We start from the raw sequence: 14,193 nt of genomic DNA on the forward strand, positions 1-14,193 counted from the left end.
ATGCGCAGCATCTGGAAGTGGATCGGGCTGGCCGGTGCGGCCGGGGTGGTGGCCGGCGGTGTTCTGGTCGCCCGGGATCAGCGCCGCCGCAAGGCCTATACCCCCGATGAGATCCGCAGCCGGTTGCACCAGCGGCTCGCCGACGCCGAGGCTGCCCAGCAGGCCGACCAGCGCGACTAGGTCACCACGGCGTAGAGCCGATGGGTTCCGGCGAAACCCTTGAGCTCGGCGTCGCGACCGCCGTCGAAGTCCTGATCCTCGACGGCCTGGCGCACCGGTGCGCTCACCAGCACCTCACCACCGTCGGCCTGGCTCGCCACCCGGGCGGCCATTGCCACGTTGCGGCCGAACAGATCATCTCCACGGCGCACCGACTTGCCCATATGGATACCGATGCGCACCCGAATGCTGTTGTGCCGCAATCGTTTGGCGTCCCGTTGCAGGGCGCGCTGCATGGCTACCCCGCACCGGACAGCTGCCGACGGCTCGGCGAAGGCGACCATGAACCCGTCGCCCTGGCTCTTGACCACGTGCCCGTCGTTCGCCCGCACCAGCCGGCGTACCTGGCGGTCGTGGGCCTCGATCATCTTCACGAAGGAGCGGTCCCCGATGCGCTCGTTGAGGGCGGTGGACTCCTCGATGTCGGAGAACATGATGACGACGTTGCCGTCGGGCGCCAGCCGGGCCAAGTCGGGACGCTCGACGTCAGCCCAGTCGGCGAGCTCCTCGATGGAGGTGCGCACCGCGCCGCCGAAACCCTGGGTGCGCACCAGATTGGCGGTCTGCCAGACGGTCTTGACCGCTTCGCGTCCGCCCGACCACAACAGGTTGCGGGTATCCAGGCGGGACCGCAGCTCCTCGGTCTCCTGACGGCTGGACTGCAGCCGCGACCACAGCACCGCCAGCGCTAGCGCCTCGGCGACCACCAGCACGGCCAGTACCGCCACCGCGATCGTCCAACCCACCCTTGCGTCGCCCTTCGGTCGGTAATCCTGAAGACATGATGCCCCCGTACTACGAGAGCAGATACATCCGCGCCAATCATCCCGACCGCGCGCAGGCGATCTGGCTGCGCTGGACGCTGCTGTATCCGCGCCCGGGCCGGCCGGTGGCCGACGTGTGGGTGATGGTTTTCGACCCCGAGGGCGCCGGCAACCGTGCGCTCAAGACGCCACACCCGATCACCGACGCCGACTACCGCACCGATCCGTGGTCGGCGCGGATCGGGACCACGTCGATCGACGACCACGCGGCCCGCGGCACGCTCGACGGCGCGCACTGGGACCTGGCGATCGCGCCGGGGGAGGAGCCGGCCGTGAAGCTCCTCACCGACCGCGCCTACCGGGCCAAGTTCCCGACCGCCAAGACTCAGGTGCGCCATCCGCTGGCCCGCTTCGACGGGTCGGTCACCCTCGGCGATGCGGTGGCCGTCGAGAACTGGACCGGCAGCGTCAACCACAACTGGGGCCGCAAGCACACCCCGGCGTGTGCCTTCGGGCAGGTGTGCGGCTTCGACGGACACCCCGACTCAAGCTTGGAGATCGTCACCGCGCACGCCGCCCTCGGGCCGGTGAAACTGCCTGCGGCGACCCTGTTCGTGCTGCGCCACGAGGGGCGGGAGATCGCGGTGCGCTCCGTGCTCGATGCCCGCCACACCCGCGGTGACTATCAGCCCTTCCGCTGGACATTCGGGGGCCGGGCCGACGGTGTCGAGATCCAGGGCGAGATCACCGCGCGGGACAGCGACGTGATCGGGCTGACCTACACCGACACTGACAGCACCACCAAGTACTGCTACAACTCCGCGCTGGCCGATTGCCGGGTCACGTTGAGCGGCAGGGGCTTCGGAGTCGAGTTGGTGGAGTCGCGGCGGGCGATGTTCGAGATCCTCACCGACGAGCGACATCCCTCGGTGCCGCTCATCGGGTAGGCCGGCTCGGCGGTGGGGTGAAGCCCTGCGGCCAGATCGTCTGCTGGTCGTAGAACACGTTGGTGAGGATCGCGTGATCGAGCATGGCCCCGGTCAGGTTGGCGCGGCCGAGGTCGGCACCGGAGAGGTCGGCGTAACGGAGGTCAGCACCGGTGAGATCAGCGCCCAGCTGGTCTGGTGCGTCGGGAATACGTTCGGGTCCCAGATAGGCCTCGCGTAGGTCGGCCCGGGTGAGGTTGGTGCCCTGCAGGGTGGCCCTGGCCAGGTTGGCCTTGCTCAGGTCGCTGCCGGACAGGTTCGCCTCGGTCAGATCCGCCCGGGCGAAGTCGGAACCGGCCAGTCGCAGCTCGACGAGATTCTGGCCGGCCAGATCGAACTCAGCGAACCGCCGGGCGTCATCGGGGGTGTCCCAGGAGCGGTCGCGCACGAACCTCAGGTTCTCCAGTTGCAGATCGTGCCGGTTGGCGGCCAGCGCGGCGTTGACCTCGCGCTCGGAGCGCGCATCGTCGACCATCTTCTGCCCGACGATGCTCGCCGCGGCGAGCAGACCACCGATGATCAGCGCGATCACCACCTCCTTGAACCACCAGTTCGGGTCGCTGAGGACCTCGGAGATGACCTTGCGTGCCGGACGCCGACCCTCACTCATGGATTCATGGTGAGCCAATCCGGCCTCCCGGCTACCGGGTTTGGCAGCCGCCGCCCGGAAATGAAGTAGCCGCCTACTCTAGGCCGGCCGATGGCGAGGCCCGACCCTGGAAATGACGGTGCCGAGAGGGGTCGGCACCGCAGGCTTCAGGGAGTCGCTCATGGTCGCCACCCGAGACGCCGCCGACGTGCAGACGCTGCCGTTGGCGCCGAGAAATCCGCTGCCGCTGCCATCCGCAGTGCGGGCGCTGCGGTCCTTCAACACCGGCTTCGAGCGGCTGCGCGACGCCGGCGGCCCGGTCACCCGGGTGGCGCTCGGGCCGGCCTGGCTGATGCCACCGGTGGTGGTGGTGACCTCACCGCAGGGCGGCCACGACATGCTGGGCCGCACCGACGCGTTCGTCGACAAGAACAGGGTCCACGAGGAGTTCCGGAACCTGTTGGGCGGCAACCTGTTCAGCTTCATGCACGACGAGTGGCTGCCGCGCCGCCGCAGCCTGCAGCACATCTTCACCAAGCAGCACGTCCGCGAGTTCGGCGGCCACATGGCCCAGGCGGCGGAATCGATCTGCGATTCCTGGACGGGCAAGAACCTGGTGAACCTCGACACCGAGTGCCGGCTGCTGACGCTGCGGGCGCTGGGCCGCTCGGTCCTCGGGGTGGACCTCGACGAGCGCAGTGCCGTCATCGCCGCCTCGCTGGCCACCGCCACCACCTACGTCACCGACCGGGGCATGCGGCCGTTCTGCGCGCCCCGGTGGCTGCCGACCCCGGCCCGGCGGCGGGCCAGGCAGGCGGCCAGAACACTGCACAGCCTCGCGATGGAGATGCTCACCGCGTGCCGCCGTGATCCCGGCCGGGACGCCCCGCTGATCAGGGCATTGATGGCCGCCACCGATCACGAGACGGGCGCGTCACTGACCGATGACGAGATCTGCCAGGAACTGATCCTGTTCATGCTGGCCGGTCACGACACCACCGCCACCACGCTGACCTACGCCCTGTGGCAGCTGGGCCGGCACCGCGACCTGCAGGACCGGGTCCGGGCCGAAGTCGACGGCCTCGGCCATTGCACGCCGACACCCGAGGACGTGCCGCACCTCGGTTACACCGTGCAGGTGCTGCACGAGGCGTTGCGGCTCTGCCCGCCCGCCGCGGCGATCGGGCGGGTGGCCATGCGCGATATCGACGTCGACGGCTATCGCATCGAGGCGGGCACCATGCTCGGGTTCGGGATCTGGGCTGTGCACCGCGACCCCGCCCTGTGGGTGGAGCCGAAACGGTTCGACCCGGACCGGTTCACCCCGGATCGGATGAAGAGGATCGACCGCTGGCAGTACCTGCCGTTCGGGGCCGGCCCGCGCTCGTGCATCGGTGACCATTTCGCCATGCTGGAAGCCACCGTGGCGCTGGCGACGATCATCGGGCGCTGCGAAATCGTCTCGCTCGTCGACGACTTCGCGGTCAAGGTTCCCTTCACCACCGTCGCCGCCGCCCCGGTGACCGCGCGGGTCTCCCCGCGGTAGCCGGATAACCCGCACGGTGGGGCAGCCAGCTGTTTACACTCCCGCTGTGGGGGCGCTGAGCTGGCCGTTCCTCGGACGGGAAAGTGAAGTAGCCCAGATCCAGTCCGCGGTTGCCGGACGTGGACAGGGCTGCGGTGTCCTGCTGCTCGGTGACGCGGGAGTCGGCAAGACCACGCTGGCCCGGTTCGTCACCCACACGCTACGCACCGAAACCCATTGGGTCGCCGGGACCGAAGCCGCCCGGGAGATCCCGCTGGGCGCCTTCGCCCATCTGCTCCCCAGCCCGATGCCCAAGGATCCGGTGGCGCTGTTGGCGGCGGCGTTCGACACCGTCCGCCGCGAGAAGTTCACCGTGATCGGGGTGGACGACGTCCATCTGGTCGACCACCTGTCGGCGACCCTGCTGCATCAGCTGGCCGTCGAGGGGTCGGTGCGCATCCTGGCCACCGCCCGCTCCGGTGAGCAGATCCCGGAGACCATCACGGCGCTGTGGAAGGACAGCTATCTGGCCCGCCTCGATGTCGCACCCTTTACCAGGGCGCAGGCGGTGGCACTCATCGAATCCGCGCTCGGTGGTCGGCTGGAACGACTTTCGGCCGATCTGATCTGGGAGGCCTCCGGCGGTAATGCGCTGTTCGTCCGCCATCTCGTCGAGGGGGCGCTGGAGGCCGACACGCTGCGGTCGGTCAACGGGGTGTGGCAGCTGCGTGGCCAGGCCGCGGTCAGTTCGACGCTGGGGCCGTTGCTGTCCGGCCGGCTCGACCGGTTGCCGGCCGACGAGAAACGCGCCCTGCAGCTGCTCGCCCTCGCCGAGCCGCTGTCGCTGACGGTGCTGTCCGACGTGGTCGACGACGACGTTCTGGAACGCCTGGAACGACGCGGCATGATTCGCGTCGACGACAGCACCGGCGAGGTCGACGTCTACTTCACACATGCCCTCATCGGCGAGGTGATCCGGACCGGCCTTGGCCGGGTGGCCAGCAGGCGCCTGCAGTCGGAGTTGCTGGCGGCCATGGCTTCTCACCCGGCGCGCACCGCGCCCGAACGCATTCGCCGCGCCGAACTCGCCCTGGACGCCGACGGCCCGATCGAGCTCGCCGACCTGATGCAGGCCGCCGAGGACGCCATCGCGCTGACCAATGCCCCGATCGCCGAACGGCTGTCCCGGGCCGCGGTCGATCGCGGTGGAGGGCTGCTGGCCAGTGAACTACTCGCCAGATCCCTGCTGTGGCAGGGCAAGGCCCATGATGCCGAGGACATTCTCAGAGCGTTCGACCCCGACACGCTGAGCGAATTCGAGGTCACCCGATGGGGGATCGCCCGGGTCGCCACGTTGCAGTGGTCCATCGGCGATGCCAAGGCAGCCGACGAGATCTTGACGATGCTGCAGCAGCGGGCCAGCTCGCCGGAAGCCCGGCTGGTGGTCGACGGTCTGGCCGCGGCCCTGGCGGTCCTGGACAACCGTCTCGACGAAGCCACCGAGCTGGCCGAGCGGGTGCTCGCCGACCCGCAGGCACCGCCGATCGCCGTCGGCTGGGCCGTGTTCGGCGGCACCATGGCCGCGGGTCTGGCCGGCCGGCGTGCCGACGCCGAGCGGCTGGCCGGCCGGGGCAGGCAGGTCGCCGACCAGATCGACGGGTTGCTGCGCTTCCTGCTGGCACTGGCCGAGGTGCGGGCGCTGACCCTCAACGGCAGTTTCGCTGCGGCACAAGACCGGTCCGGGGATATCGTGCGGATCACCTCGTCGGGTCAGTTCCGGGCCCGGGCGATGGCCAACGTGCTGGCCGCCACCGTCGAGTTCGGGCGCGGCGAGCTCGGCGCCGCGGCCGTCCGCCTGGAGGAGACGCTGGCCGCGCTGAGCAGCGAGACGGCGGCGTCGTGGAACATCCCGGCCCGGCTGCTGCTGGCCCAGTGCTACTGCGGGCTGGGCAGGGACGCCGCTGCCGCGCCGCTGCTGGCCGAGTTGCGTGAGCATGTCCGCAGTGGCGCAATGATGTTCGATCCTCCGGTGCTCATCGCCGAAGCGTGGTTCGCGGCCGCCGAGGGCTATCTCACCGGTGCGATCGACAAGGCGGTGCAGGCGGCCGATGCCGCCGCGGCCGCCGGCCAGCGGACGGTCGAGCTGCTGGCATTGCACGCCGTGGCCCGCTGGGGAGGCCGTGACCATCTGCGACGGCTCGTCGACGTGGCCACCGAGATCGGTGGCCCGCTGGCTGCCGCGGACGCCGCTCATGCGACCGGATTGCTGAATAATGATGCGGCGCAGGTGTATTCAGCTGCCCAGGATTTCGAACGCAACGGGGCGCTGCTGTCCGCCGCCGACGCCGCCGCACAGGCGGCGGCCATGTTCGATGCGGCGGGCAAGCGTAAGCAATCCCTGGAAGCGGCCGCCACGGCCGACCGGTTGGCCAAGGCTGGCGGCGGGCTCAAGACCCCGGCGCTGCGGGTCACCGCGCAACCGCTTCCGCTCAGCGCCCGGGAGTGGGAGATCGTCAACCTGGTCGCGCGGGGCATGACCAACCGTGACATCGCCGAGCGGCTGGTGGTGTCCACCCGGACCGTCGAAGGCCACGTCTACCGAATCTTCGCCAAACTCAACGTGACCAGCCGCGAGGAGTTGGCCGCGCTGATCCGTGGTAACGATTGATGCATGACCGTTCTGCTCGTCGGTAGACCCGAACCCTCGCTGGCTGCCGAACTGTCCCGGCGCGACCCGCTGGTGACCTATCCGCCGCAGGATCCGCAGTCGGTCACCGTGATCCTGGCCTGCGGACGCCCGGTGGATGCCGAGTTGATCGCCTCCCTGCCGAACCTCGAGGCCATCGTGAACTTCGGTGCCGGCGTCGACGCCATCGACCTGGCCGCCGCACGGGCCAGGGGGATTGCGGTGAGCAACACCCCCGACGTGCTCACCGATACCGTCGCCGACATTGCGGTCGGCCTGATCATCGACACCATGCGTGGGCTGTCAGCTGCCGACCGCTATGTGCGCGAAGGACACTGGCCGGCACAGGATCCCTTTCGCTACACCCGCGATGTCAGCGGCAGCCGGGTCGGCATCCTCGGACTGGGCCGCATCGGCGCGGCGATCGCCGCCCGGATGGTGGCGTTCGGCTGTGCGATCGCCTACCACAACCGCCGGCCGGTGCCGGGCAGTGCGTACCGCTACGCGGCCTCGGCGGTGGAACTGGCCGGTTCGGTGGACGTGCTGGTGGTGGCCACCGCGGGCGGCCCGGATACCGTCAGGCTGGTCGATCGTGCGGTCTTGGAAGCGCTGGGGCCGAACGGTTTTCTGGTCAACATCGCCCGCGGCAGCGTGGTGGACGAGGACGCCCTGGTGGAACTGCTGGCCGGCGGGGGACTGGCCGGGGCCGGGCTGGACGTCTTCGCCCACGAGCCGCACGTGCCGGCAGCGCTCCTCGAGATGGACAACGCGGTGTTGCTTCCGCATGTCGGAAGCAACACCGCGCATGCCCGAACAGCGATGGCGCGCTTGGCCTTACGCAATCTGGACGAGTGGCTGGCTCACCGGCGCCTTGTCACCCCGGTGACCTAAACCGGCGCCGGCCACCAGGTAGACGACGACCGCCAGGACCGCCGATCCCACGGTGCTCAGGTCCACACCGCCGGCGACATCGGCCAGCGGGCCGACGTACAGCGTGGTGTTGACCGCGAGCACGCCGAACAGCGACCCGGCCGCCCACGCCGCGACAGCGGGGATGTTCCAGCCGCCGGTGAACCAGTACCTGCCGCCGCAGCGACCGTGCGCGAAGGCCTGCAGATCCACCGGGTCGTACCCGGTCTTGCGGCTGCGCAGCGCACCGATGGCCAGCACCGCCACCCAGGGTGTGATGACCGCATTGAGTACCACCGTCATCGCGGTGACCGAGCCGACCGCGTCGAAGACGAACACCCCGACATAGAGCAGGACGATCGCCACGGCGGCGGTGATGATCGTGGTCTGCGTCCGCTTCAGTTGCGGTGCAAGACCTTCCAGGTCCAGGCCGCTGGCGTAGATGCACAGCACACCCTGGCTCAGGCCACCCAGCACCGAGATCACCACGATCGGCAGCACGTACCAGGCCGGCGCCGCGGTCACCAGATCGTCGAGGTAGGAGTCGGTCGGGTTGGCGAAGCTCATCGCCGTGTAGGCACCGAACATGCTGGGCAGCAGCACGCCGATGAACATGCCCGCACCCAGGGCCAAGCCGATCTGCTTGTCGCTGAACCGGACTGACGAGATCCGTCGGGTGTAGTCGCCGATGGTGGGGCCGTAGGAGATCGGCGCTGCGGCGAACAGCACCGCGCACAGCGTCCAGGTCGGCCAGAAGCCGCCGAGTGCGTACTCGCCCGAGGTGGCACTCGGGGTGAAGCCGCCGGCGAAGGCGAACACCCCGGCGATCATCAGCGCACCGACGACGGGCACCACGATCTTTTGCATCGCCACGATGGTGGCGTGGCCGTAGAGCGCGACGGTGACCATCAGGGCGGCCACGATCGCGTACCCGATCCCGCGCACCAGGTTCGTCTCCGGCAACCCGAACATCCGGTGGGCGGCGGCCACCAGGGCGTCGCCACTGGTCCACACCGTCACGGCGGCGAACCCGAGCGCGATGGCCAGCGCCAGGCCGGAGCCGATGAACCGGCCGCGGATGCCGAAGAACGCGCCGCTGGACACCGTCATGTTGGTGCCGGTGCGCGGCCCGATGATCGCGGTCGGCAGCACGGCCAGCGTGCCGACGGCGATACCCACCGCCATCGAGGTCAGCGTCTGCCAGAAGCTCAGCCCGAACAGGATGGCGAACGCCCCGAACACCACGTTGGTCCAGGTGAGGTTCGCACCGAGAAACACCGCGAACAGGTTGCGCGGGCCGGAGTCCCTGGCCTCCTCGGGCAGGTACTCGACGCCGGCGGCCTCGATGGCTCCGGGCCGGTCGGTGGTGTTGGTGGCCATCGCAGGCTCCTTGTTGATGGGTGTTTCAATAGTGTTGATGTAGTGTTCAATAAGAACGGTCCGCCGTCAAGAGGAAGGACGAAAGTGGTCGCGAAGGCGATGCGAGACGCCAAACGCAAGATGCCGGCCGAACGGCACGACGAGCTGCTGCGCCAGGCGGTGCAGATCAGCCGCACCGACGGCCTCGGCGCGGTCACGCTGCGCAAAGTCGCCACCGACCTGGGGGTGACACCCGGGCTGGTCAGCCACTATTTCTCGTCAGCTGAACAGCTGATCACCGCGGCGTTCCGGGCGGCGGCCACCGAGGATCTCGACACCGCACGCAAGCTGATGGCCGCCGAGCCCACCGCCGCCGACGGCATCAATGCGCTGATGGACTACACCCTCGACGAGTCCAGCATGGAGGCGAGCGCGCTGTGGCTGGAGGCGTGGAGTTTGGGCCGGACCAACCCTGCCCTGGCGGCCGAAGCCGCCACCCTGACCGATCAGTGGCTGGAGTGCATCGCCGAGGTGGTGCGCGCCGGCGACGCCAACGGCGAGTTCAGCGTGGCCGATTCCGATGTCGCCGCGCGCCGGCTGCTGACGATGATCGACGGGCTCGGCGCGCAGATGGTGGTGCGCGCGGTGGCTCCCGAGGAGCTCAAGCACATCGCCCGCTCGTACGTGGCCTCCGAGCTACACCTGCCGGTCAGCGGGTGACGAAGGCGACGACGGCGTCGGAGAAGGCGTCGTTGTCGTCACCGGCCGCGGTGTGCCCGGCCTCGGAGAGTTCGACGAACTCCGCGTGCGGCACCTTCGCCAGGAACGTCGTCACACCCTCCATGCTCACCACGTCGGAGAGCTTGCCGCGGATCAGCAGGATCGGGATGGTCAGTTCGGCGGCGGCCTGCTCGAGTTCCTCGACACGGACGAACTCCGCACCCTCGATGGGCTTGAGGAACGCCGGGTCCCAGTGCCAGAACCAGCGGCCGTCGCGGTGCCGCAGATTCTTCTTGAGGCCGTCCAGATTGCTCGGCCGTCTGCGGTGTGGCAGGTAGGCGGCGATCGCGTCGGCCGCCTGCTCCAGGTTCTCGAAGCCGTGCACGTGGCTGACCATGAAGTCGTGGATGCGGGAGGTGCCCTTCTCCTCGATCCGCGGCACCACATCGACGAGCACCAGTTTGGTGATCTTCTCCGGTCCGGCCAGCTTGGACACCAGGATTCCGGTGAGCCCGCCCATGCTGGCCCCGATCAGCACCACCGGCCTGCCGATCTGGTCGAGCACCGCGAGCACGTCATTGCACAGCGCGTCCACGGTGTAGACGCCGTTGGGGGCGCGGTCGCTGTCCCCGTGACCGCGGGCGTCGAGGGCGATCACGTGGAAGCCGCGGTCGGCGAGGATCTGGCCGGTGTTCTTCCAGGAGTACCGGTTCTGCCCGCCGCCGTGCAGCATCAGGATCGTGGGCCGATCGCCCGCCGCACCGCGATTCCACTCGTCACCGACCAGGGTCAAGTCCTGGTCACCGCGGAATTCCACGGTCTGCGCACCGCTGGTCATGCTGGTCACTCACGGACTCCTCTGAGCGTCGAACTGGAAAGCACGTTACCCAGGGCCCGTTCCGGCGGCCGACGGCAGCCCGCGGGTAGCACCCGCGATGGCCAACCGCTGGCCATCGCTCCAGGCAGTGCCGGTAGCCTGTCGCCCGAGTGGGGACGATGGATCCGACGTGCAAAGAGGAGTCAGCATGGCCGATGAGCCAGACGTGCCCGATGACCAGAAAGACGAGGTGAGCACCGAAGCGGCCGAGGAGGCCACCGAGGACGCCACCGAGGACACCGCCAAGCCGGCCAAGGCCAGGCAGCCGTGGTCGCACGTCAAGGTGGCGATGGCCGTGGGGCTGGCCATTGTGGTCGCGCTGGGCGGGCTGACCGGCTGGCTGGGCTATCAGGCCTACCAGGCACGCCAGGCCGAGCAGCTGCGTGACCTGCTCGTCAGCGTGGGCCGCCAGGGCGCGATCAACCTGACCACCATCGACTTCGAACATGCCGACGCCGACGTGCAGCGCATCCTCGACTCAGCCACCGACGCGTTCTACGACGACTTCGCGAAGCGGTCCCAGCCGTTTGTTGAGGTCGTCAAGCAGGCCAAGTCCAAGTCCGAGGGCACCGTCAACGAGGCCGGCCTGGAGTCGGTCACCGGCACCGAAGGCCAGGTGCTGGTGGCGGTCACCGTGAAGACCCAGAACGCCGGCGCGCAGAACCAGCCGCCGCGCAACTGGCGGATGCGGCTGACGGTCAAGAAGACCGGCGCCGATGAAGCGAAGGTGTCGAAAGTGGAGTTCGTACAGTGACGACGTCTGACGAGAAGCCCGACACCCCGGTCGACGAGATCGACGAGATCGACGACGCCATCGAGATCGACGAGCTCGACGACGCCGACGCGGTCGAGGAGACCGAAGCCGCGGAACCGAAGAAGGGCTTCAGCGCGACGCGGCTGGTGGCGTTCGTGATCCTGCCGGTGCTGGCCCTGCTGCTCGGTGCGGCGGCCGGTTACCTCAAGTGGGAGAACTCCTCGCGGCGCGACGCCGACCGGGCCGCCGTCGCGGCGGTGGCGGCCGCCAAGGATTCCACCGTGGCGCTGCTGAGCTACAAGCCCGACACCGTCGAGAAGGATCTGGGCGCTGCCCGCGACCGGCTGACGGGCACCTTCCTGGACGCCTACACCCAGCTGGTCAACACCGTGGTGATCCCGGGTGCCAAGGAGAAGAAGATCTCGGCGCTGGCAACCGTGCCCGCCGCGGCGTCGGTGTCGGCCAAGCCCGACCACGCCGTGGTGCTGCTGTTCGTCGACCAGACCGTGGTGGTGGGGACCGACGCGCCGACCGCCACCGCCTCCAGCGTCCGGGTCACCCTGGACAAGGTCGGCGACCGCTGGCTGATCTCCGGCTTCGACCCGATCTAGCCATGCCCACACCGCGCTGGATCGACGTCACCGCCCCGACCGTACAGTTGCGGGCGCTCACCTGGGGGCCCGACGAGGGTCCGATTGCGTTGTGCCTGCACGGTTTTCCCGACACTCCCTACGGGTTCCGTAAGCTGGCACCGCATCTGGTGGCGGCCGGTTACCGGGTGGTGGCGCCGTTCATGCGCGGCTATGTGCCGTCGTCGATTCCGTCGGACGGCAGCTATCACATCGGCGCGCTGATGGACGATGCGCTGCGGGTACGCGAGGCGTGCGGTCCGACCGACCGCGACGTGGTGATCGGCCACGACTGGGGCGCGATCACCGCGACGGGTCTGGCCGCGATGCCGGACAGCCCGTTCGTCAAGGCGGTGGTGATGTCGGTGCCGCCGTCGGCCGCGCTGAACCCGGACGGCAAGGTGGCCAACCGTGGAAAGTTGTTGCGGCTGTTGCCCGCCCAGGTGGTACGCAGCTGGTACATCAGCTACTTCCAGTTGCCGTTCGCCCCGGAGCGCTCCGGGTCGTGGATCGTGCCGCTGCTGTGGCGGCGCTGGTCGCCGGGCTACAACGCGGCCGAGGATCTGCGTCACGTGGACGCGGCGATCGGGGCGCCGGAATACTGGCGCGCTGCACTCGGGCCGTATCGCGCGACCATTCGCAACACCAAGCCGCCGGCCCGGTACGCCGAGTTGCACCGCTGGTGGACCAAGCCGCCGCGGCTGGCCACCCTGTATCTGCACGGTAACGACGACGGTTGTATGACAGCCGAATTCGCCCCGTGGGTGCGCGACGCGCTGCCCGCCGGCAGCGATGTGGCGATCGTCGAGAACGCCGGCCATTTCCTGCAGCTCGAGCAGCCGGACACCGTGGCCCGGCGGATCCTGGACTTCCTCAAGCCCTGAGGCCGGCATGTCCGCAAGCAGACCGATGGCCGCAGTGGACGCCCAGATGTTCTGGATGTCCGCGGTCAATCCGAGTGATCAGAACGTGGTGTACGCCTTCGACGGCTCACCCGCCGACCCGGATGCCGCTGTCGCGGAACTGATGCGCCGCGCCCAGGGCTGCGACGAGCTGCGGATGCGGGTGGTGGAGTCCGGCCGCTGGCGCTATCCGCGATGGCAGCGCGGCGACGTCGGTGCCGACCAATTCGTGCTGCACCGGGACGGGGGAGTGGACTGGCAGGACTGCCTGGATATCGCCGCCGGGCTGCGCGGCGACCAACTCGATCTGCACCGGATGACCTGGCGGGCGCGGATTTTCCCGCACGTGCTCGGAATTCCCGGCTGCCCCGGGCCCGGGTCGGTGGTGATGATGCAGCTGGGCCATTCCTTCGCGGACGGCACCCGCGGCACGGCGCTCGCCGGGGCACTGCTGGGCCGTCCGCAGCCGGTGGACGTCCCGGTGCCCACCCGGCCCGGGTTCCTGCCCGCTCGAGGGGTGGCCGCCGCGCTGGCGCACCGCGCGCTGGTGCGCGACACCGAGGCGGGCCTGGTGCCGCCCCCCGCTCCGGGATGCCCGCTGCTCAGCATCAACCGGCGTCCCGGCTCGACCTCGGTGGTGCGGACGCTCGTGTTGCGCCGCGAGGACCTGGCCCCCACCGTGACGGTCGGCGTGCTGGTGGCGATCTCCGAGGCGCTGTCGGGCTATCTGGCCGCCCGGGGTGAGGACACCTCGGCGCTGGGTGCCGAGATCACCATGGCAGGACAGCAGGAACCAGGCGCCCACAACAACTTTCGCAATGTCGGCATCAGGTTGCATCCCGATGCCGACCGCGCCGAGCGCGCCGAGCTCATCGCGGCCGAGCTGGCCGCCCAGCGTCGCCGGGGCGAGCATCCCGCGCTGCGGGCGTCGGCGGCGGCCTTCGCCGCGACACCGGCCGCGCTGTTGCGTTGGGGAGTAAGCCAGTTCGACCCGGACATCCGGCCGCCGACGGTCACCGGCAACACCGTGGTCTCCAGCGTGAACCGCGGCCCGGCGGACCTCACCTTCGGCGGGGCCCCGGTGGTGTTCGCGGCCGGGTTCTCCGCGTTGTCACCCATGATGAGCCTCACCCACGGCGTGCACGGCCTCGGTGATGTCATCACGCTCAGCGTTCACGCCGATCCCGGCAACGTCGATGTCGAGGACTACGTTGACCGATTGAGAATTACGTTTGGCCGCTGAGGCGTAACGCCAGTGGTCGTAATGCTCTAGG

The 14,193-nt window shown here is 69.3% G+C and carries 14 protein-coding genes; 10 read left to right on the top strand and 4 right to left on the bottom strand.

The annotated features are described in order from the left end of the window. Positions 1-180, top strand: a complete 180-nt coding sequence (locus BN3385_RS13235; protein ID WP_059021908.1) for a hypothetical protein — start codon at positions 1-3, stop codon at positions 178-180. Here BN3385_RS13235 and BN3385_RS13240 read toward each other — a convergent pair. Continuing rightward, positions 177-965 (bottom strand): adenylate/guanylate cyclase domain-containing protein, encoded by a 789-nt coding sequence (locus tag BN3385_RS13240; protein WP_059017198.1) that lies wholly within the window; start codon positions 963-965, stop codon positions 177-179. The genes BN3385_RS13235 and BN3385_RS13240 overlap by 4 nt on opposite strands. A gap of 35 nt (positions 966-1,000) precedes the next feature. On the opposite strand from BN3385_RS13240, the gene BN3385_RS13245 reads away from it, so the two are divergent. After that, a complete protein-coding gene (locus BN3385_RS13245) occupies positions 1,001-1,930 on the top strand; it encodes a hypothetical protein (protein ID WP_059017199.1) in 930 nt (309 codons plus the stop codon). Here BN3385_RS13245 and BN3385_RS13250 read toward each other — a convergent pair. After that, entirely contained in the window at positions 1,920-2,579 is a 660-nt protein-coding gene (locus BN3385_RS13250) for a pentapeptide repeat-containing protein (RefSeq protein ID WP_059017200.1), read from the bottom strand. The genes BN3385_RS13245 and BN3385_RS13250 overlap by 11 nt on opposite strands. Before the next feature lie 160 nt (positions 2,580-2,739). Here BN3385_RS13250 and BN3385_RS13255 point away from each other — a divergent pair, with 160 nt between their 5' ends. From BN3385_RS13255 to BN3385_RS13265, 3 genes are read left to right on the top strand one after another with little or no spacing between them, the layout of a single operon-like run. Next, a complete protein-coding gene (locus tag BN3385_RS13255) occupies positions 2,740-4,104 on the top strand; it encodes a cytochrome P450 (RefSeq protein ID WP_059017201.1) in 1,365 nt (454 codons plus the stop codon). Positions 4,105-4,150: 46 nt separating this feature from the next. Continuing rightward, positions 4,151-6,751 carry a helix-turn-helix transcriptional regulator gene (locus BN3385_RS13260; RefSeq protein WP_059017202.1) on the top strand — a complete coding sequence of 867 codons (2,601 nt, stop codon included), beginning with the start codon at positions 4,151-4,153 and terminating at the stop codon, positions 6,749-6,751. 3 nt (positions 6,752-6,754) lie between these two features. Further along, complete coding sequence (locus tag BN3385_RS13265; protein ID WP_059017203.1) at positions 6,755-7,660, top strand: 2-hydroxyacid dehydrogenase; 906 nt, start codon at positions 6,755-6,757, stop codon at positions 7,658-7,660. Here BN3385_RS13265 and BN3385_RS13270 read toward each other — a convergent pair. Then, complete coding sequence (locus BN3385_RS13270; protein WP_082690455.1) at positions 7,604-9,058, bottom strand: purine-cytosine permease family protein; 1,455 nt, start codon at positions 9,056-9,058, stop codon at positions 7,604-7,606. The genes BN3385_RS13265 and BN3385_RS13270 overlap by 57 nt on opposite strands. A gap of 84 nt (positions 9,059-9,142) precedes the next feature. Between BN3385_RS13270 and BN3385_RS13275 the strand changes: the two genes are divergently transcribed. After that, positions 9,143-9,757, top strand: coding sequence for a TetR/AcrR family transcriptional regulator (locus tag BN3385_RS13275; protein ID WP_059017204.1), 615 nt, complete (start codon positions 9,143-9,145; stop codon positions 9,755-9,757). Here BN3385_RS13275 and BN3385_RS13280 read toward each other — a convergent pair. Beyond that, positions 9,747-10,595 (bottom strand): alpha/beta fold hydrolase, encoded by an 849-nt coding sequence (locus tag BN3385_RS13280; protein WP_502688101.1) that lies wholly within the window; start codon positions 10,593-10,595, stop codon positions 9,747-9,749. The genes BN3385_RS13275 and BN3385_RS13280 overlap by 11 nt on opposite strands. A 187-nt stretch (positions 10,596-10,782) precedes the next feature. Between BN3385_RS13280 and BN3385_RS13285 the strand changes: the two genes are divergently transcribed. The 4 genes from BN3385_RS13285 to BN3385_RS13300 are packed head-to-tail and all read left to right on the top strand — an operon-like array spanning position 10,783 to position 14,162. After that, positions 10,783-11,388 (top strand): Rv1363c family protein, encoded by a 606-nt coding sequence (locus tag BN3385_RS13285; RefSeq protein ID WP_059017206.1) that lies wholly within the window; start codon positions 10,783-10,785, stop codon positions 11,386-11,388. Continuing rightward, positions 11,385-11,999 (top strand): Rv1363c family protein, encoded by a 615-nt coding sequence (locus BN3385_RS13290; protein ID WP_059017207.1) that lies wholly within the window; start codon positions 11,385-11,387, stop codon positions 11,997-11,999. Before BN3385_RS13285 ends, BN3385_RS13290 begins: the two co-directional genes overlap by 4 nt. Positions 12,000-12,001: 2 nt before the next feature. Beyond that, positions 12,002-12,901, top strand: a complete 900-nt coding sequence (locus BN3385_RS13295) for an alpha/beta fold hydrolase (protein ID WP_059017208.1) — start codon at positions 12,002-12,004, stop codon at positions 12,899-12,901. Between the two features lie 25 nt (positions 12,902-12,926). Beyond that, positions 12,927-14,162, top strand: a complete 1,236-nt coding sequence (locus tag BN3385_RS13300; RefSeq protein ID WP_082690456.1) for a WS/DGAT domain-containing protein — start codon at positions 12,927-12,929, stop codon at positions 14,160-14,162. Positions 14,163-14,193: the final 31 nt, after the last annotated feature.

The sequence above is a fragment of the Mycobacterium sp. M26 genome (assembly GCF_001494595.1).
Taxonomy (GTDB): Bacteria; Actinomycetota; Actinomycetes; order Mycobacteriales; family Mycobacteriaceae; genus Mycobacterium.

Coding starts and splice junctions, on each gene's coding strand:
- BN3385_RS13255 (WP_059017201.1), top strand. CDS start 2,740: ATGGTCGCCACCCGAGACGCCGCCGACGTGCAGACGCTGCCGTTGGCG.
- BN3385_RS13270 (WP_082690455.1), bottom strand. CDS start 9,058: ATGGCCACCAACACCACCGACCGGCCCGGAGCCATCGAGGCCGCCGGC.
- BN3385_RS13280 (WP_502688101.1), bottom strand. CDS start 10,595: ATGACCAGCGGTGCGCAGACCGTGGAATTCCGCGGTGACCAGGACTTG.
- BN3385_RS13300 (WP_082690456.1), top strand. CDS start 12,927: ATGGCCGCAGTGGACGCCCAGATGTTCTGGATGTCCGCGGTCAATCCG.
- BN3385_RS13295 (WP_059017208.1), top strand. CDS start 12,002: ATGCCCACACCGCGCTGGATCGACGTCACCGCCCCGACCGTACAGTTG.
- BN3385_RS13250 (WP_059017200.1), bottom strand. CDS start 2,579: ATGAGTGAGGGTCGGCGTCCGGCACGCAAGGTCATCTCCGAGGTCCTC.
- BN3385_RS13245 (WP_059017199.1), top strand. CDS start 1,001: ATGATGCCCCCGTACTACGAGAGCAGATACATCCGCGCCAATCATCCC.
- BN3385_RS13235 (WP_059021908.1), top strand. CDS start 1: ATGCGCAGCATCTGGAAGTGGATCGGGCTGGCCGGTGCGGCCGGGGTG.
- BN3385_RS13285 (WP_059017206.1), top strand. CDS start 10,783: ATGGCCGATGAGCCAGACGTGCCCGATGACCAGAAAGACGAGGTGAGC.
- BN3385_RS13265 (WP_059017203.1), top strand. CDS start 6,755: ATGACCGTTCTGCTCGTCGGTAGACCCGAACCCTCGCTGGCTGCCGAA.